The following is a 17,178-nucleotide window of genomic DNA, read 5'->3' as shown; positions in this document are numbered from 1 at the left end:
TCAGAGTCAGTCCTGCCGGGGTTTGTGAACGTCGAACAACTTCGACTGGGCGACCTCCAACGCGCGGGTGACGCCGCCACTCACACTGCGTTCAAAGCCATCAGCCAGCATTCCCTCGATGCCAGCGGCGCTGACACCACGATAATTCTTCAGTGTCTCCAGCAACTCTTCGAAGCTGCGCCCCTGATTGATCAGCTGGCTGGCATGCACTACGACGCCGTTAACCGCGCGCCGTGCAACGTGTTCAGGCACGCCATGGGCCAGCGCATCGTGATACAGCGCCTGGCCGAGTAGCGCCGGATACGCTGGCCCAGTCCCAGACAACGCGGTGAGGTAATCAAGCTGCGCCTCGTCGGCCACTTCATCTGCGGAGCCGCAGGTGGCGAACAGATGCTGGACATAGGATCGGCTCACGGCATCCACGTGCTCATTGGCCAACCACGGCGTGTAAGACTTGCCGATTTCCAGCGCCGCGTTGGGCATTGCACGCACCACACGTGCGCCGCCGGTGAGTAATTGGATGTCCGCAAGCGGTACACCGGCGACCAACGAGATAAGCAATTTGCCCTGCACTTTAACGTGTACAGAAGCCAAATCTTCTGGCCGGACCGACAGGATGACCACATCGCTGTGCGCGACCAGAAACCGGTTGTCATCAGTCATGCGCACATCGCCAAGGCCCTCAACCGGCTCTCTGAGTTTGCCGGAGCGGCTCGATAGAATCATCGACTGCGGCTGTACAAATCCACTGCCAACCAATGCCGCCGCAATCGAGCGGCCCAACCACCCCGCTCCGCCAATGATGCCTATTGTCTGTCCGGTCATTTAACACAGTCCTTTCGCAGCTGATGGGCTCAGGTCAAACCCTTGCCCGATTCAGGGTAACAGCACACGCGATGAACTGGCGCATCACGCTTCTGAGCATCCGCCTCACCGCCGTAACCGCGAATTAACTTATCAGGCGTAAACAATGCAAACCGTTGGCTAATCCGCTGACGATTGGCTACATTTCGGGTGCGCTGCGAGAATGGCTATTAGCCACCAAATAAATACCACCCGGAACTATAACCGGCACTTGGGGAGCAGCTCAGCTGCAAGGGATGCACACACAAAACCCGCATACACGAGACGCCCGCCCCGAGTTCTGGGCGCTTTGCATACGTTGCTGCCAGCTGGCCGGCAGTGTGGACGTGGCCTTCTTCTTTATTTTTCTGGCGCTGGGCTCGCCCATTCTGGCCTGGGTAAACGTCATCAGCGTGGCGATGTATGTCTACGCTTATCGCGCCTTCAAGCAACGCCGCAATCGCCTGGCGATCATGTTGATTCGCACCGAGGTGCTGGTTCATGCCTGCCTGGGCACTTTGCTGGTCGGCTGGGAAAGCGGCTTTCACTACTACTTGCTGATGTTCATTCCAGCGCTGTTCGTGTCGATGCGTGCACGTAGCGCCTGGATACTTGCAGCCTGCCTGTGGGCTTATTACGTCGCGCTGGACGTAATCATGTGGTACGTCGAGCCGCTGCAACCGATTTCCACCAACGCCCTGCTTGGCGTGCATGTGTTCAACCTCACCGTAGTGTTCTTAATGTTCAGCTATCTGGCGCTGTTTTACGTCATTACGGTGACCAACGCGCACAAGAATCTGGCGCGGATGGCGACGACTGACTCCCTGACGGGCCTGCTCAATCGCCGGCATGTTATTGCCCTGACCGAGAAAGAGCTGGCGCGCCAGCATCGCCGGCCGAGCAATCTGACCTTGATGCTGATGGATATCGATCACTTCAAGCAGGTCAACGATCAGCACGGGCACGACATGGGTGACCGCGTACTTGCAGCCGTCAGTGAGCGACTCAAATGCACGATTCGTGAGCAGGATTTCATTGGCCGCTGGGGCGGTGAGGAATTTCTGGTGGTGATGCCGGAAACCGATCTGGCCCAGGCAAATGCCAGCGCAGAGCGTATACGCCAGGCAATTCAGGAGCTGGTGATAGACAGTGATCAGCTGCAGGTGCGCGTGACACTCTCGATCGGCATTACCCAGTACCAGCCGGAGGAGATGCTCAGCGACGCCATAGCCCGCGCCGACCATGCCCTTTACGCGAGCAAGTCAGCCGGGCGTAATCGCGTCGATACGACGCTCGCCTGATTGGGCTGAATTACAAGCCGCGCTGCCACTCTTTGCGCAGATGCGCTTGCTGCGGTCGTTCGATGGCCTCACGAACCTGAGCCAGAAGGCGCTGCTTGTCGGCGCCTAAGTTGCCTTTCAGCACCAGGTAGTTCGAGGCATGGTCGCTGCGAAATACCGTATTGTTAAGCTCCAGCCCTTGCAGCAAGCGTTCGATTTCAACAAACAATTGCGCTTGATCCAATTGTTTGAAGTCTTCAAAGCCTCGACGTAGACGCGCATCGCCCTGCGGGAAACTGACCACCAAGGTCGAAAGAAACTCGGGTTGAGCGGCGTTCATCAAACGCGCTGAATTATCCGCGTGCTGCTCGCTGAGCACGCTGCCACCCAGGCCGTTGAGGATCATCACCGACCGGGTAATGCCCGCCTCGCCCAACTTCTCAAGCGCACTCAGGCTCGACTCATACGTCTCGCCCTTGTTGATGCGCGCCAGCACTTCATCGTCGCCAGACTCACAGCCGATATACGCCATGCCCAATCCGGCATCCGCCAATTCCTTGAGTTCGCTGACCGACTTCTTGCGCAGATTGCGCGGCAAACAATAACTCGACACCCGATTGACCTCGGGCATGTGCTCGCGAATGGCGTTAAGGATATTCAGCAATCGACGCGTCGGCAGTACCATCGCATCGCCGTCCGCGAGAAATACGCGCTGCACGATCAGTTGCTCGCCAGACTTGCGGATTTCGTCGAGAACTTGCGCCTCATCGCGGGCACGAAACTTCTTCTGCGGCTGCGTGTACATTTCGCAGAAGGTGCAGTTGTTCCAGGAACAGCCATTGGTGACCGGCAAGATCAGCGAGTGCGCCTCGCTGGGTGGGCGAAATACCGGTTCGATGTAGGAAATCGGGAATTCAGACATAAGCAATCCGATGGCCGTAGCGGTGATATTCAAGCTGCGCCCGGCAGTTGAATGGCCGGGCCAGCGGCTCAGTCGCGCAGGGCTGCGCGACTTGATTGCGACGGTTCAGGTCTGGCCGGTCAGACCGGGCCGCTGTCGCCGTCACGCTTGCGCTTGTTGCCCATGCGCACGCCGATGTCCATCAGGAACTGGAAGAACCCTTCCTGATCTTCCAGCACGTTGCTCCAGAATGGCGAGTGGTACAGCGCAACCGCGCCGTGTACCAGTGCCCAGGCAGCACAGTAATGGAAGTATGGCGGCACGTCTTCCAGCTTGCCTTCAGCGATACGGCCCTTGATCAGCAGCGTTAAGCGCTCGAAGTTGGACGCACGAATCTTGTGCAGCTGTTCGACCATTTCCGGTACCTGATTGCCCTTCACCACCTTCTCTTCGAGGCGGTCGAACAAACGGTAGCGCTGCGGATCGCGCATGCGGAATTCGAAATAGGCACGTGACAATGCCTCTTTGTCGCGGTCAACATCAGCCGAATGCAGCAACTCATTCAAATCACGCTCGTAGTCGAGCATCAGGCGCAGATAGATCTCCGCCTTGGATTTGAAGTGTTTGTAAATCGTGCCTTTACCGATACCAACAGCGTCGGCGATCATTTCGACAGTTACACTGTCTTCGCCTTGCTCAAGGAACAGCTTCAGCGAGGTATCGAGTATCTCTTGCTCACGGCGGCGAAACTCGCGGACCTTACGGGGTTCTTTCTGCATAAAAGGACTAAGTGGTCAAAAATCGAAGCCGGCTATTATGCCTAACTAACGCAAAAATGCACGGATCATCCGACCATGTACGCACTTCATGACGAATTTTCGCAACTTCTTGACCTTCGCTACCTCAATCACGCGGCAGTTGCACCCTGGCCAAAACGCGCTGTAAGCGCCGTTGCACGCTTCGCCGAGGAGAATGCGCAACGCGGCGCACGTGATTACCCAAGCTGGATACAGGTAGAAGATAAACTGCGCCAGCGCCTGAGCCGGTTGCTCAATGCTCCCTCGACCGACGACATCGCATTGGTGAAGAACACCTCCGAGGCGCTGTCTTTCGTCGCTTTCGGTCTCGACTGGAAGGCCGGCGACCAGATCATCATCAGCGATGAAGAATTCCCGTCCAATCGTATCGTCTGGGAAGCCCTGCGCCCGCGAGGCGTCGAAATAATTCAGGTCAACCTGCAACAAGGTGACCCTGAAACCAACCTGCTGGAGGCTTGCGGGCCGCGCACCCGTCTGATGTCGGTGAGTGCCGTGCAGTTTGCCAGCGGTTTGCGTCTGGATCTGCCGCGCCTCGGCCAGGGCTGCAAAGAGCGCGGCGTGCTGTTCTGCGTAGACGCGATTCAACAGATCGGCGCCCTGCCCTTTGATGTGCAGGCCTGCCAATGCGCCTTCGCCATGGCCGACGGCCACAAGTGGATGCTCGGCCCTGAAGGGCTCGGGGTGTTTTATTGCCGCAGTGATTTGCGCGACCAGCTCACGCTCCACGAGTTTGGCTGGCACATGCTCGAACACATGGGCGATTACCAGCGCACCGAATGGCAACCCGCTAACAGCGCACGGCGCTTTGAATGCGGCAGCCCGAACTTGCTCGGCACAATGGCGCTGGAAGCCAGTTTGTCGCTACTTGAAGAGGTGACGATGGCTGAGGTCGGCAACGCCCTTGAGCAGCGCGTGCATTGGCTTATCGACGGACTGAGCGAGATACCCGGCGTGCAGCTGCACAGCGCGCTGGCGCCTGAAAGACGCGCCGGGATCATCAACTTCACCGTTGATGGGCACGACAATCATGCCCTGCACAAGCAGCTCATGGCCGAGCAAGTGGTGTGTATCCCGCGTGGTAAAGGGATTCGCTTCTCCCCGCACTTCTACACCGAGGCAAAAGTTATCGAGGACACTTTGAGGATTTTGCGCAAGCTGAGCGGAATATGAGAACTCAAGCGCTGCACCGGTATTCCAAATCCGTTTAAAAACCGGGGTTATTGGGCTGGAATATTGCCCAACTTAGCCAATACTGATGAGTACTGACGGCGCATCTCCCCCCAAGTGTGCTGTCAGCCAAGGTGCCGTGGACCGCGCATCTTGATTTACTCCTAATGGTCTTAACCCGGATTCATCCCCCAGAACCCGGGTTTTTTTTGCCTGCGATTCAGCCGTGCAGGTTGACCCGGGCCAGCGGGAACAGGCGCTTGAAGTTCGCGCCCGTCTGCTCGGCCAGCGTCTCGTAGCTAACGCCGCGCAACACGGCCAGATACTCGGCTACATCACGCACGTATTCCGGCAGGTTGGGTTTGCCGCGATGCGGCACAGGCGCCAGATACGGTGAGTCGGTCTCGACCAACAAGCGATCGGCCGGCACCTGACGGGCCACTTCACGCAGCGCCTCGGCATTGCGGAAGGTGACAATGCCCGACAACGAGATATAGAAGCCCAGATCCAGCGCGGCCTTGGCCATGTCCCAGTCTTCGGTGAAGCAATGCAGCACGCCGGCTTGTGGCAAGGCCGCTTCACGCAACAGCGTCAGGGTGTCGGCACGCGCACCGCGGGTATGCACGATCACCGGCTTGCCCGTGGTTTGCGCCGCCTGCAGATGCAAACGGAAAGAGGCCTGCTGCAACTCAGCGGCTTCCGGCTCGTAGTGATAATCGAGGCCGGTTTCGCCAATCGCCACCACATTGGGATGCTCAAGCTCACTCAGCAGCCAGTCCATCGCCGGCGCTGCACCCGGCTCGAGGTCAAGCGGATGCACGCCTACCGAGCAATCGACGTCGCTGTAGCGCTCGGCCATTTGCTTGACCGCGCCGGCGTTATCAGCGCTGACGCCAATGCACAGGAAGTGGCCGACGCCACGTGCACGCGCCGCATCCAGAGCGGCGTCCAGCGAGCCGTTGTGGGCGCCAAGGTCCAGGCGGTCGAGATGGCAGTGCGAGTCAATCAACATAACAATTCTTAATCTTCAACAATTGGGTCAATGCAAAAGGCCGCAATCAATGCGGCCTGCGGTGGAGCGTAACGCTATCGGTCAAGGTTACATGGTGTGCGTTGGGCGGTCCGATTTCAATGCGCCAGCCAGATAGGTTTCTATCTTGTTGCGGGCGTTGTCGTCGCCGTCATTGAACTGCACACCTACGCCTGCGGCGCGATTACCTTGTGCGCCCTTGGGCGTGATCCATACCACCTTGCCGGCGACCGGGATTTTTTCCGGCTCGTCCATGAGGTTGAGCAACATAAACACTTCATCGCCAAGGCGGTAAGTCTTGTTGGTGGGGATAAACAACCCACCATTTTTGATGAACGGCATGTAAGCGGCATAGAGCACGGATTTGTCTTTGATGGTCAGTGACAAGATTCCGTTACGCGGACCCAGATTAGGTGGCAAGCTCATGCTGCATTCCTGATTTGCGATGTCTTAGTGGCCGATTCTAGCGCGGTACTGCCAAGCTTGCCCACTGCACAAGCAGCGCTTCGAGAAGCAAGGCACGGTTAAGGTTGGCTTTACTCATGACTTTTTGCCGTTGTTCGAGCAACCAGTCCTGAATATTCAGAATCCTCGATTGTGGCGTCTTGCCAGCCAGATACTGCACGACAGCGCGCATATCCTGCTGACCCAAGCCTTCTTCATCCTGAGTCATCTGGTAACGCAAAATCAACTGTGCCCAGTCACAAAACCAGTCAAAAAGCAGCGTTAATGCCACAGGGTTCAAGGTTTCAGTCAATTGGCTCGGGGCAACCTGCTGTTTGAGCAGCTTTTTCACACCCTCAACGACTAGCTCACGTTGCGCCGGCACACCCGCAGCGTGCATGTTTACCGCCAACAATGGCGAGCCAGCCGCGAGATACAGCAGTTGCTGACGCTGTTCAGCTGATGACTCGGGCAACGCTTTAGCCAGCCAGTCGAGGCTCATGGCTTCGCTGGGCAGCGGACAGGCCTGTTGCACACAGCGACTTTTGATGGTCGGCAACAAGCGACTCGGCTGATGGCTGATCAGCAGAATCACGGTATCGCCCGAAGGCTCTTCGAGACTCTTCAGCAGCGCATTGGCCGCGTTCAGGTTCATTGCCTCACCCGGCTCGACCAACACCACCTTGCGCCCGGCCAGCTGCGCGGTTTGCACCACAAAACTGACCAGATCGCGGACCTGATCGACCTTGATCGGCTTGTCGGCCTCTTCCGGCTCCAGCACGTAATTATCCGGATGCGTGCCGGCGGCCAGTAAATGACACGACTTGCATTCGCCGCAGGCCTCAAGCCCTTGCCGGTTCTGACACAACAGGCTGTGCATCAGACGCTCCGCCAGCGCGCGCTTACCGATGCCGGCAGGCCCGTGCAGCAGATAGGCGTGAGCGTGTTGCGCGCGTCCCGCCAGTTGCCTCCAGAGATCGTCCTGCCACGGGTAGGCTTCAGCCACGGCACAACTCCACAATCTGCGGCAGCAATGCGTCGATGGATGCCTGCACCTCTTCGAGACTTTGCGCAGCGTCGACAATCCGATAGCGCTCGGGCGCCTGCGCGGCATGGCGCAGGTACGTCTGGCGAACGGCATTGAAGAAGTCATGGCCTTCTTGCTCGAAGCGATCCAGACGACCGCGCTCGGCAGCACGCGCCAGACCGACCTCGATTGGCAAATCGAAAACCAGGGTCAGGTCCGGACGCAAATCGCCCTGTACGAAATTCTCCAGCACGCCAATACGCGCCTCGGACAAGCCGCGCCCACCGCCTTGATAGGCGTATGTCGCATCGGTAAAGCGATCACACAACACCACTGCGCCGCGTTCAAGCGCGGGGCGGATAACCTGCGACAGATGCTGGGCACGCGCGGCAAACACCAATAACAGTTCGGTGTCGGCGGCCATGGCCTCGTCGGTAGGTGACAGGAGGATTTCGCGGATCTTCTCGGCCAGCGGCGTGCCGCCCGGCTCGCGGGTCATCACGACGTCGATAGAATGTTCGCGCAAGCGCTCAGCCAGGTATTCCCGATTGGTGCTCTTGCCTGCGCCTTCCGGGCCTTCAAGGGTGATAAACAAACCGGTCACTGGCTGTCCTTTTGTGGTTCTGGCTCACTCGGTGCTGGGCTGGACCGGTAATCGGCCCGACGCTTGAGTTGATACTCGCGCACCGCTTTATTGTGGGCATTCAAAGAGTTGGAGAATACATGGCTGCCGTCGCCGCGTGCGACAAAGTACAGGCTTTTGCCTTCCGCCGGATGCAGGGCGGCGTGAATCGCTTCACGGCCAACCAGGGCAATCGGCGTCGGCGGCATGCCATCTATCTGGTAAGTATTGTACGGCGTCGGCTCGCGCAGATCGGCGCGGGTGATGCGGCCTTTGTAGCGCTCGCCCATGCCGTAGATCACAGTCGGGTCGGTTTGCAGGCGCATGCCAATGGCCAGACGGCGGATGAAAACCCCGGCGATCTGTTCACGCTCGTGCGGAACACCAGTTTCCTTCTCGATCATCGAGGCCATGATCAACGCCTCGTAAGGCGTCTTGTACGGCAGATCAGCGGCGCGTTGCTGCCACTCTTCATCAAGCACTTTCTGCAGACGCGTATGCGCTTGTTTGAGCAATTCGAAATCGCTCATGCCGCGCACAAACTGATAAGTATCGGGGAAGAAGCGCCCTTCCGGATTGACGCCGGGCTCACCCAAACGCTCCATCAACTCGGCGTCGCTGAGCTCGCCCAGCGTCGCCTTGAGTTCGGTTTGTTTGGCGAACGCGCTGCGCACCTGACGGAAGTTCCAGCCTTCTACCAGCGTCAGGCTGTATTGCACCACCTCGCCGTTACGCCACAACTGCAACATGTCGCGCACCGTCATTCCCGGTTGCAAGCGATACTCACCGGAATGCAGCGACTCGTTTTTGAGATTGAAGCGCCAGTAAAGCCGCAACCAAAAGGCCTTGTCGAGCACGCCTTCAGCCTCAAGCTGATTGAGCATACCGCCAGGCGTAGACCCCTTGGGCACATCTACCAGACGCTCGGCTGGCAGCGCCAGAGGTTGTTGCAACGCGCTGTGCTGCTGCCATGCGGCGAAGGCCACGAGCAAGCCAGCCACTAACACGGCGCATTCAAGCAACAGCAGAAATTTTCGTATCACGAATCAGTTGTCCAATAAATCACAGGCGATGGACTGTAGTTTACGGGTGAGCGGCCCCACGGGCCAGCTATGCTCGGCAATACGCGTGACGGGCCACACGCCATACAGGCTATTGCACAGAAAAACCTCATCGGTGCCGAGCAATTCGAGGCGGGGAATGTCGCGCACGAAGCAGTCGATACCCAACGCCTCTGCCTGCGCCAATAACTCACTGCGCATAACCCCGGCAACCCCGCAGCGGCTCAAGTCTGGCGTATGCAATTGGCCTTTTTGAATCAATATGAGGTTGCTGTAAACGCCCTCAATCAAGCGCCCGGAATAATCCAGCATCAAGCCTTCAGCATAAGCCGGGTCTTGCCACTCGCTGCGCGCCAAGACCTGTTCAAGGCGATTGAGGTGCTTCATGCCCGCCAACAACGGCTGCTCGGCCAGTCGCGTCTGGCACGCGAACAGGCTTACGCCATGCTGCGCATTAGCGGCTGGATAGTTTGGTCGTGGTGAACCCGTTAAAACCCTGCGCGGGGCGCACGGTTCAGGTAACGCATAACCGCGCATGCCTTGGCCGCGGGTGAGAATCAGCTTGGCGACGCCATCCCCCAGCAACGCGCTGAACGCGAGTATTTCACTGCGCACGATGAGGGCATCAAAAGGGATCAGCAAGCGCTCGCAACTCAGCGCCAGACGCGACATGTGTCGCTCTAAAAGAGAAGGCTTGCCATGAGATACGGAGATGGTCTCGAACAGACCATCTCCGTAAGCCAGACCACGATCACTTGCAGGCAGTGAATCCGCCGCAACACCGTCGATCCAGCTGAGCATCAACCGTTAAACCGACGGAATACCAGGGAACCGTTGGTGCCACCAAACCCGAACGAGTTGGACAGAACGGCATCAATCGCCATTGGTTTGGCATGATGCGGCACCAGATCCAGATCGCAGCCTTCATCAGGCTGATCGAGGTTGATGGTCGGCGGTGCAACCTGATCTTGCAGCGCCAGAACGCTGAAGATCGCCTCGACCGCTCCCGCCGCACCCAGCAGGTGACCGGTCATGGATTTGGTCGAGCTGACCGACAGATTGTAGGCGTGCTCACCGAATACCGACTTGATCGCAGCAATCTCGGCCTTGTCGCCAGCATTGGTCGACGTGCCGTGGGCATTGATGTACTGCACCTGATCCGGGTTCAAACCCGCATCTCGCAGCGCATTGGTCATGCAGCGAGCAGCACCGGCGCCATCTTCGGGTGGCGAGGTCATGTGGAACGCATCGCCGCTCATGCCAAAACCTGTGAGTTCGGCATAAATGGTCGCGCCCCGCGCCTTGGCATGTTCAAGTTCTTCGAGAACCATGGTGCCAGCGCCGTCAGACAAGACGAAGCCATCACGATCAACATCCCACGGACGACTGGCCCGCGCCGGGTCATCGTTGCGCGTAGACAACGCACGGGCAGCAGCGAAACCGCCAATACCCAGGCCACAGGCGGCCATCTCGGCGCCACCGGCAACCATCGCGTCGGCTTCACCGTAGGCAATGTTGCGCGCCGCCATACCGATGCAATGCGTGCCGGTAGTGCAGGCGGTGGCAATGGCGTAGTTCGGGCCTTGCAGACCCAGGTGAATCGACAGGAAACCGGAAATCATGTTGATGATCGAGCCCGGAACAAAGAACGGCGAAATGCGCCGTGGGCCCTGCTCGATCAACGCTTTGCAGCTGTTTTCAATATTGGTCAAACCGCCAATACCCGAACCCAGCGCAACACCGATACGCTCACGATTGGCGTCGGTGACTTCCAGCCCGGAGTTGGTCATCGCCTGAAAACTAGCGGCCATACCGTACTGGATAAACAAGTCGAGCTTGCGCGCCTCTTTTGCGGAGAGGTACTGCTCAACATCAAAATTCTTTACCGAACCACCAAAACGGGTGGAATAGGCAGAAAGGTCCATATGCTCGATCGAGCCTATGCCACTGCGCCCGGCCAAAATGCCCTGCCAGCTGCTCGGCACATCGTTACCCAGTGGTGAGACCATGCCCATACCGGTAACCACGACGCGTCTACGCGACACAGCAATCTCCTTTTAATTCTGATTACAACGCAAGGATTGCGTAAAGCCAGTTAACAACAGACATAACGCCCGAAAACCGCAGCGCTGCGTAACCTGACGATGAATTACAGCCTGATAAAGAAAAGCCGCACAGCCCTAAGACAGTGCGGCTTATCCATGTCAGGAACTGACGATCTACTTACGATGCGTGAGCAGTAACGTAGTCGATAGCTTCCTGAACGCTAGTGATCTTCTCAGCTTGCTCGTCCGGGATTTCGGTCTCGAACTCTTCTTCGAGGGCCATTACCAGCTCAACGGTGTCAAGAGAGTCAGCACCCAGGTCTTCGACGAAGGAAGCGCTGTTGGTTACTTCCTCTTCTTTTACGCCAAGCTGCTCGGCAACGATTTTCTTGACGCGTTCTTCGATGGTGCTCATACCGTGTTTTCACTCCTATTGGATAAATCTAGGCAGCTGTTTTAATTAAGACAGCTAAGTGTATAGAAAGGTTTTTTAGCATTTCAAGCTAAACGCTCAAACGCCCCAAAATCACATCAAATGCCCATCTATAAACCTGTTGCAGCTTTATAACGGATTTTAGATAGCAGCTATGACAGTTTTTTTAAGGCAATCGTCACATTTAGCTCATATACATACCGCCATTCACAGGAATAGTAGCCCCTGTGACATAAGCTGCGCCATCAGAAGCGAGGAATCCGACCACTTTCGCGATCTCTTCAGCCTGCCCCAAACGACCCAGCGGAATCTGTGTCAGCAATGCTTCACGCTGTGCTTCCGGCAATTCACGGGTCATATCGGTGTCGATAAAGCCCGGTGCCACTGCGTTTACCGTGATCGAGCGCGAACCCACTTCACGGGCCAATGCACGACCAAAGCCCTCAAGACCGGCCTTGGCAGCAGCATAGTTTACCTGACCGCCGTTGCCCATCGAGCCTACAACCGAGCCGATGTTGATGATACGACCAAAACGCGCCTTAGTCATACCACGCAATACACCTTTGCTCAGGCGATAGAGGCTGTTGAGGTTGGTATCAATGACGTCAAACCACTCGTCATCTTTCATCCGCATCATCAAATTGTCGCGCGTAATGCCGGCGTTATTGACCAGAATCAGCGGCTGACCGAATTGTTGCGAGATATTGGCAAGTACCGTGGCAACCGACTCGTCGTTGCTCACATCCAGCTCCATGCCAGCGCCTTCGACACCGTTGGCCTTGAGCGTTTCGCTGATGCGCTCAGCGCCTGCAGCCGATGTTGCAGTACCAATAACAGTCGCGCCCTGACGACCCAGTTCCAGCGCGATGGCCTGACCGATACCCCGACTCGCACCTGTTACCAGGGCAACTTTACCTTGCAAGCTCATATCACTCTCCTCAATCAGGCCAAGGCCGCACGCGTGGCGGCAAAGGCTTCTGGGGTCTCCAGATTGTGGGTATTGACGCCTTTGACGCAGCGTTTGTTCAATCCGGACAAAACTTTTCCAGGGCCGCACTCAACCAAGTCGGTTACGCCCTGATTCGCCAGGCACACCATGGATTCAACCCAGCGAACCGGGCTGTACAGCTGTGCCAGCAAATCGTTCTTCAAAACATTCAGGTCGGCGACCACAGCCGCACTAACGTTCTGCACCAGTGCGATCTTCGGCGCCTGCCAGTTGATCGCCTGCACGGCTTCGGCAAAACGCTCAGCAGCCGGGCGCATCAACTCGCAATGCGAAGGCACGCTGACTGGCAACGCCATGGCGCGCTTGGCGCCACGTGCCTTACACGCCTCGATCGCGCGGGCAACGGCCGCGGCACTGCCGGCGATAACCACCTGGCCAGGCGCGTTGAAGTTTACTGCGCTAACTACTTCACCCTGCGCCGCTTCAGCGCAAGCTGCCAGCACGTCCGCGTCTTCCAGACCCAGAATCGCCGCCATTCCGCCCTGGCCAGCAGGAACAGCCTGCTGCATCAGCTGACCGCGATGCTCGACCAACTTGACCGCATCAGCCAATTCCAGGCTGCCAGCGGCAACCAGCGCCGAGTATTCGCCAAGGCTATGGCCGGCAACGAAAGCCGGAGTTGCGCCGCCTTCAGCCAGCCACAAACGCCACAGTGCAACGGATGCCGTGAGGATTGCCGGTTGGGTTTTATCTGTTTGATTGAGTTGCTCTTCCGGGCCCTGCTGAGTCAATGCCCAGAGGTCGTAACCCAGCGCCGCGGAGGCCTCGGCGAACGTATCGAGTACCAGCGGCTGCTGGGCACCCTGCTCTGCCAGCATGGTCAGAGATTGCGAACCCTGACCTGGGAAAACGAATGCAAGGGATGCAGTCATGATAACGAGCCCCAAATAATCTTATTGGTAAAAAAGCGTGACCTGAATGGATCAGAGCACAGAAAACTCTCAGTTGGATGACAACCCAGCGCCTGCGGTCACATCTCAGAGCAATAGATCTTCGAGCTTACCACTCAAACGCTGTGGTAAATCCTCTTCGATCTCCTTTAAAGCTCGGCGAATTGCAGATTTGAAGCCGGCGCGACCGGCAGAACCATGGCTCTTTACCACGATACCCTGCAAGCCCAGCAGGCTCGCACCATTGTATTGCGCAGGTGCCAATTCATTTTTCACCCGCGCCAGCAGCGGCAACGCGACCAGACCGACCAGACGCCCCGCCCAGTGACGTTTGAAAATAGCCTCAATACGCAGGGCAATCATTTTGGCCAGCCCTTCGCTTGATTTGAGCACGATGTTGCCGACAAAACCGTCGCACACCACAACATCTGCCTCGCCGCGATACAGGCCGTCACCTTCAATGAAACCGGTGTAGTTGACGCTGCCCGCCTCTTGCAGCAACTGCGCAGCCAGTTTGACCTGCTGATTACCCTTGATCATCTCGGTGCCGACATTCAGCAGCGCAACCCTTGGCGCAGGCGTGCCGAGGACCTCGGCGGCCACCGAACCCATTACCGCAAACTGATAGAGCTGCTCGGGGCTGCAATCGACATTGGCGCCCAGATCGAGCAAATGGCAGAAACCGTTATTCGTCGGAATCGCACTGACAATGGCCGGACGGTCGATACCCGGCAGGGTTTTCAGAACAAACCGCGACAGCGCCATCAACGCGCCGGTATTGCCGGCACTGACGCAGGCATTCGCCCGGCCCTGCTGCACCATATCCAGCGCCACACGCATGGATGAGTCGGTCTTTCTGCGCAAGACCTGAGCAGGCGCATCGTCCATGGCAATCACTTCGCTGGCATGCTGAACATGCAGACGCGCGCGATCAACACCTGGGCGTTGGGCGATCAGTTCTTCAATAAGGGAGGCTTGGCCGACAAGGACCAGTTGTAACGAGGGGATTTCTTCCAGACAGTCGAGACTGGCTGGAACAATGCAGCGAGGACCGAAGTCCCCGCCCATTGCATCAATCGCGATGATTGAGGCGGACAAGTTATTACTCGTCAGCGCCCTTATCAATCACTTTGCGGCCCTTGTATACGCCTTCTGGCGATACGTGGTGACGCAGGTGAACTTCACCAGTGCTCTTCTCAACGGACAGAGCGTTACCAGTGAGGGCGTCGTGCGAACGGCGCATGTCACGGGCGGAACGGGATTTTTTGTTCTGCTGAACAGCCATACTAATAAACTCCTAAACGTTTGGGTCACGCTTTAACTGTGCCAATACACTGAACGGGTTGGACCGCGTTACCTCGTCCTCGCTCGACTCAGGCTCTATATGTCCGGCCGGCTGCTGGCAATCTTTCGGATCATGCATCGGCACGATCGGCAAGGCGAGCAAAAGCTCCTCCTCAACCAGTGCCAACAGATCCAATGGGTCTTCACCCAATTCAAGCACGTCATAGCCTTGCGGCACAGACTGGGTATTTGCGCCCTCCTTCACCACAGCGTAATCACACTCACTGTAGATCGGAAGAGTTACCTGCTCCAGACAACGCTGGCAAACCATTTTGACGTCAACCTCGAGCTCGCTGTGGAAAACCACAGCGTTACGCTCGTCGCGTTCAAACATGAACTTGACGTGCACAGTGCCTTGGTTATCGGCAAGCGCGCCGCAGAGCCTTTTCAAGTCTGCAAGAGGCACCACACCGTCGAGGGTGGTAGTGCGATCTGCAAGCTTGCGCGGATCAACGTGAGGTGGAATCGGGCCATTTAACATAGGCGCCGCATTCTAGGGATGCGACCCGCCTCTGTCAAAGGAAATTCAGCCTGTGCAGCATGTTAGGCGACGATTAGAATCACATACACCCAATTTGCCGCCCGAGAGTAACGCAATGCACCCCCTGGTACTGGCCTCAAGCTCACCCTACCGCCGCCAATTACTGGCCCGTTTGTGCGTGCCGTTCGACTGCAACTCGCCCGACATAGATGAGTCGCCGCACCCCAACGAGGACGCCACAAGCCTGGTCCGCCGCCTGTCTCTCGAAAAAGCTCAGGCCTTGCGCGACCACTATCCGCAGCACCTTATTATAGGCTCGGATCAAGTTGCCGTGCTGAACGGCCAGATACTCGGCAAACCGCACACCTTTGAGCGCGCCGCGCAACAATTGCGCGCCGCCAGCGGCAACAGCGTGAGCTTCCTTACCGGCCTGACGTTATTCAATAGCGCCAACAACACCTACCAAACCGACTGCGTGCCATTTACCGTGCATTTTCGCACACTCAGCGACGCCCAGATAAAGCGTTACCTCGAAGCCGAGCAACCGTTCGATTGCGCCGGCAGCTTCAAGGCCGAAGGCCTGGGCATTAGCTTGTTTAAAAGCACCGAAGGCAGCGACGTCAATAGCCTGATCGGTCTACCCCTGATTCGCCTGGTAGACATGCTCAATAATGAAGGGATTGAACTGCCCTGACGCAAAAGCCCTGCACAGCATGACTGTGCAGGGCTTTGATGAAGCCGAATGCAAACCTTAGCGCAGGCTTGGACCTTCAAAACCCATCCATACCGCAAGGTTCTGAGCGACACTGGCGCCAATCTTCTTGGCAAAGCGATCCAGCGGTGAATCCTGCACTGTGAAGTCAACTAGATTCTTCTCGCCAATCACCTCACGCGCCACATAACTGGTGCTGCCCAGCGCATCAACCAGCCCCAGCTGCAGGGCTTGCTCGCCAGACCAGACCAAACCGGAGAACAGCTCGGGATTCTCAGCCACCTTCAGGCGATCACCACGGCCTTTCTTGACGCTATTGATGAACTGCTGATGCGTTGTATCGAGCACGCCCTGCCAGAACTTGGCTTCTTCTTCCTTCGGCGGCTGGAACGGATCCAGGAATGCCTTGTGTTCGCCCGAGGTGTAAACACGACGATCAACACCGAGCTTATCCATCAGGCCGACAAAACCGAAACTTGCCGCCGTCACACCAATCGAGCCCACCAGACTGGCTTTGTCGGCATAGATCTCATCGGCAGCACTGGCGATGTAATAAGCGCCCGAGGCGCCCAGATCACTGATCACCGCGTAGACCTTGATTTTCGGATACTCAGCGCGCAGACGGCCGATTTCGTCATATATATAGCCAGACTGCACCGGACTACCGCCCGGGCTGTTAATACGCAGGATCACACCCTTGGTGTTTTCGTCCTCAAAAGCGGCGCGCAGGCTGCTGACGATATTGTCGGCGCTAGCAGCCTCTTTATCAGCAATCATGCCGTTAACATCAATTACCGCCGTATGACTGGCACTGCTGTCACCGCCCGACTTACCCAACTGCAACATGGGCGAGAACATGGCCAGCGCAACAAACAGATAGATGAAGGTCAGGGTCTTGAAGAAGATCCCCCAACGCCGGGAACGGCGCTGCTCAATGACACCGGCGAGCAGTGTTTTTTCCAGCAACTTCCAACTCTTACCATCAGAATCGCCTTCAACCGGCGCTTTCCACTCATCCGACATACACACCCACCTCAATCGATTATTGATCTGCGCCCGGCCCTGCGATCT

20 protein-coding genes are annotated in these 17,178 nt (G+C 57.3%); 3 read left to right on the top strand and 17 right to left on the bottom strand.

The window, feature by feature from the left end; genetic code table 11:
- Positions 1 to 6: 6 nt before the first annotated feature.
- Entirely contained in the window at positions 7 to 825 is an 819-nt protein-coding gene (locus tag BM395_RS09670) for a pyrroline-5-carboxylate reductase family protein (RefSeq protein WP_090511140.1), read from the bottom strand.
- 275 nt (positions 826 to 1,100) lie between these two features.
- On the opposite strand from BM395_RS09670, the gene BM395_RS09665 reads away from it, so the two are divergent.
- Positions 1,101 to 2,144 (top strand): GGDEF domain-containing protein, encoded by a 1,044-nt coding sequence (locus BM395_RS09665; RefSeq protein ID WP_090511137.1) that lies wholly within the window; start codon positions 1,101 to 1,103, stop codon positions 2,142 to 2,144.
- A 10-nt stretch (positions 2,145 to 2,154) separates the two neighbouring features.
- On the opposite strand, the gene BM395_RS09660 is transcribed toward BM395_RS09665, so the two are convergent.
- Positions 2,155 to 3,051, bottom strand: a complete 897-nt coding sequence (locus BM395_RS09660; RefSeq protein WP_090511756.1) for a radical SAM protein — start codon at positions 3,049 to 3,051, stop codon at positions 2,155 to 2,157.
- 113 nt (positions 3,052 to 3,164) lie between these two features.
- The gene (locus tag BM395_RS09655) at positions 3,165 to 3,803 is read right to left on the bottom strand and encodes a TetR/AcrR family transcriptional regulator (protein ID WP_069902184.1); all 639 of its coding nucleotides are present in this window, start codon (positions 3,801 to 3,803) and stop codon (positions 3,165 to 3,167) included.
- A gap of 75 nt (positions 3,804 to 3,878) precedes the next feature.
- On the opposite strand from BM395_RS09655, the gene BM395_RS09650 reads away from it, so the two are divergent.
- Entirely contained in the window at positions 3,879 to 5,012 is a 1,134-nt protein-coding gene (locus BM395_RS09650; protein ID WP_090511135.1) for an aminotransferase class V-fold PLP-dependent enzyme, read from the top strand.
- 217 nt (positions 5,013 to 5,229) lie between these two features.
- On the opposite strand, the gene BM395_RS09645 is transcribed toward BM395_RS09650, so the two are convergent.
- From BM395_RS09645 to BM395_RS09585, 13 genes are all read right to left on the bottom strand, one after another.
- Positions 5,230 to 6,021 carry a TatD family hydrolase gene (locus BM395_RS09645; protein ID WP_090511132.1) on the bottom strand — a complete coding sequence of 264 codons (792 nt, stop codon included), beginning with the start codon at positions 6,019 to 6,021 and terminating at the stop codon, positions 5,230 to 5,232.
- A gap of 87 nt (positions 6,022 to 6,108) precedes the next feature.
- Positions 6,109 to 6,465 carry a PilZ domain-containing protein gene (locus BM395_RS09640; RefSeq protein ID WP_069902181.1) on the bottom strand — a complete coding sequence of 119 codons (357 nt, stop codon included), beginning with the start codon at positions 6,463 to 6,465 and terminating at the stop codon, positions 6,109 to 6,111.
- A 37-nt stretch (positions 6,466 to 6,502) separates the two neighbouring features.
- The gene (locus tag BM395_RS09635; protein ID WP_069902180.1) at positions 6,503 to 7,489 is read right to left on the bottom strand and encodes a DNA polymerase III subunit delta'; all 987 of its coding nucleotides are present in this window, start codon (positions 7,487 to 7,489) and stop codon (positions 6,503 to 6,505) included.
- Positions 7,482 to 8,114, bottom strand: a complete 633-nt coding sequence (tmk, locus tag BM395_RS09630; protein WP_090511127.1) for a dTMP kinase — start codon at positions 8,112 to 8,114, stop codon at positions 7,482 to 7,484. Before tmk ends, BM395_RS09635 begins: the two co-directional genes overlap by 8 nt.
- Positions 8,111 to 9,175: an endolytic transglycosylase MltG gene (gene mltG / locus BM395_RS09625; RefSeq protein WP_090511124.1), complete on the bottom strand. Its 1,065-nt coding sequence runs from the start codon at positions 9,173 to 9,175 to the stop codon at positions 8,111 to 8,113. The genes tmk and mltG overlap by 4 nt, the downstream gene beginning before the upstream one ends.
- Positions 9,176 to 9,178: 3 nt before the next feature.
- Complete coding sequence (gene pabC, locus BM395_RS09620; RefSeq protein ID WP_090511121.1) at positions 9,179 to 9,994, bottom strand: aminodeoxychorismate lyase; 816 nt, start codon at positions 9,992 to 9,994, stop codon at positions 9,179 to 9,181.
- Positions 9,994 to 11,238, bottom strand: coding sequence for a beta-ketoacyl-ACP synthase II (gene fabF / locus BM395_RS09615; protein WP_069902176.1), 1,245 nt, complete (start codon positions 11,236 to 11,238; stop codon positions 9,994 to 9,996). Before fabF ends, pabC begins: the two co-directional genes overlap by 1 nt.
- Before the next feature lie 178 nt (positions 11,239 to 11,416).
- Positions 11,417 to 11,653, bottom strand: a complete 237-nt coding sequence (acpP, locus tag BM395_RS09610; RefSeq protein WP_069902175.1) for an acyl carrier protein — start codon at positions 11,651 to 11,653, stop codon at positions 11,417 to 11,419.
- Between the two features lie 202 nt (positions 11,654 to 11,855).
- Positions 11,856 to 12,599, bottom strand: a complete 744-nt coding sequence (gene fabG, locus BM395_RS09605; RefSeq protein WP_069902174.1) for a 3-oxoacyl-ACP reductase FabG — start codon at positions 12,597 to 12,599, stop codon at positions 11,856 to 11,858.
- Positions 12,600 to 12,613: 14 nt separating this feature from the next.
- Entirely contained in the window at positions 12,614 to 13,552 is a 939-nt protein-coding gene (fabD, locus tag BM395_RS09600; protein ID WP_090511118.1) for an ACP S-malonyltransferase, read from the bottom strand.
- A 105-nt stretch (positions 13,553 to 13,657) separates the two neighbouring features.
- Positions 13,658 to 14,668 carry a phosphate acyltransferase PlsX gene (gene plsX / locus BM395_RS09595; RefSeq protein WP_090511115.1) on the bottom strand — a complete coding sequence of 337 codons (1,011 nt, stop codon included), beginning with the start codon at positions 14,666 to 14,668 and terminating at the stop codon, positions 13,658 to 13,660.
- 4 nt (positions 14,669 to 14,672) lie between these two features.
- Complete coding sequence (rpmF, locus tag BM395_RS09590) at positions 14,673 to 14,855, bottom strand: 50S ribosomal protein L32 (RefSeq protein ID WP_069902171.1); 183 nt, start codon at positions 14,853 to 14,855, stop codon at positions 14,673 to 14,675.
- A gap of 12 nt (positions 14,856 to 14,867) precedes the next feature.
- Positions 14,868 to 15,395 carry a YceD family protein gene (locus BM395_RS09585; RefSeq protein WP_069902170.1) on the bottom strand — a complete coding sequence of 176 codons (528 nt, stop codon included), beginning with the start codon at positions 15,393 to 15,395 and terminating at the stop codon, positions 14,868 to 14,870.
- A 115-nt stretch (positions 15,396 to 15,510) separates the two neighbouring features.
- Between BM395_RS09585 and BM395_RS09580 the strand changes: the two genes are divergently transcribed.
- Positions 15,511 to 16,089 (top strand): Maf family protein, encoded by a 579-nt coding sequence (locus tag BM395_RS09580; RefSeq protein ID WP_069902169.1) that lies wholly within the window; start codon positions 15,511 to 15,513, stop codon positions 16,087 to 16,089.
- Positions 16,090 to 16,146: 57 nt separating this feature from the next.
- Here the strand turns inward: BM395_RS09580 and sppA are convergent, their stop codons facing one another.
- Entirely contained in the window at positions 16,147 to 17,130 is a 984-nt protein-coding gene (gene sppA / locus BM395_RS09575; protein ID WP_090511112.1) for a signal peptide peptidase SppA, read from the bottom strand.
- Positions 17,131 to 17,178: the final 48 nt, after the last annotated feature.

The sequence above is a fragment of the Pseudomonas marincola genome (assembly GCF_900116605.1).
In the GTDB taxonomy this organism is placed as follows: Bacteria; Pseudomonadota; Gammaproteobacteria; order Pseudomonadales; family Pseudomonadaceae; genus Aquipseudomonas; species Aquipseudomonas marincola.
This window is presented reverse-complemented; position numbering and strand designations above follow the sequence as displayed.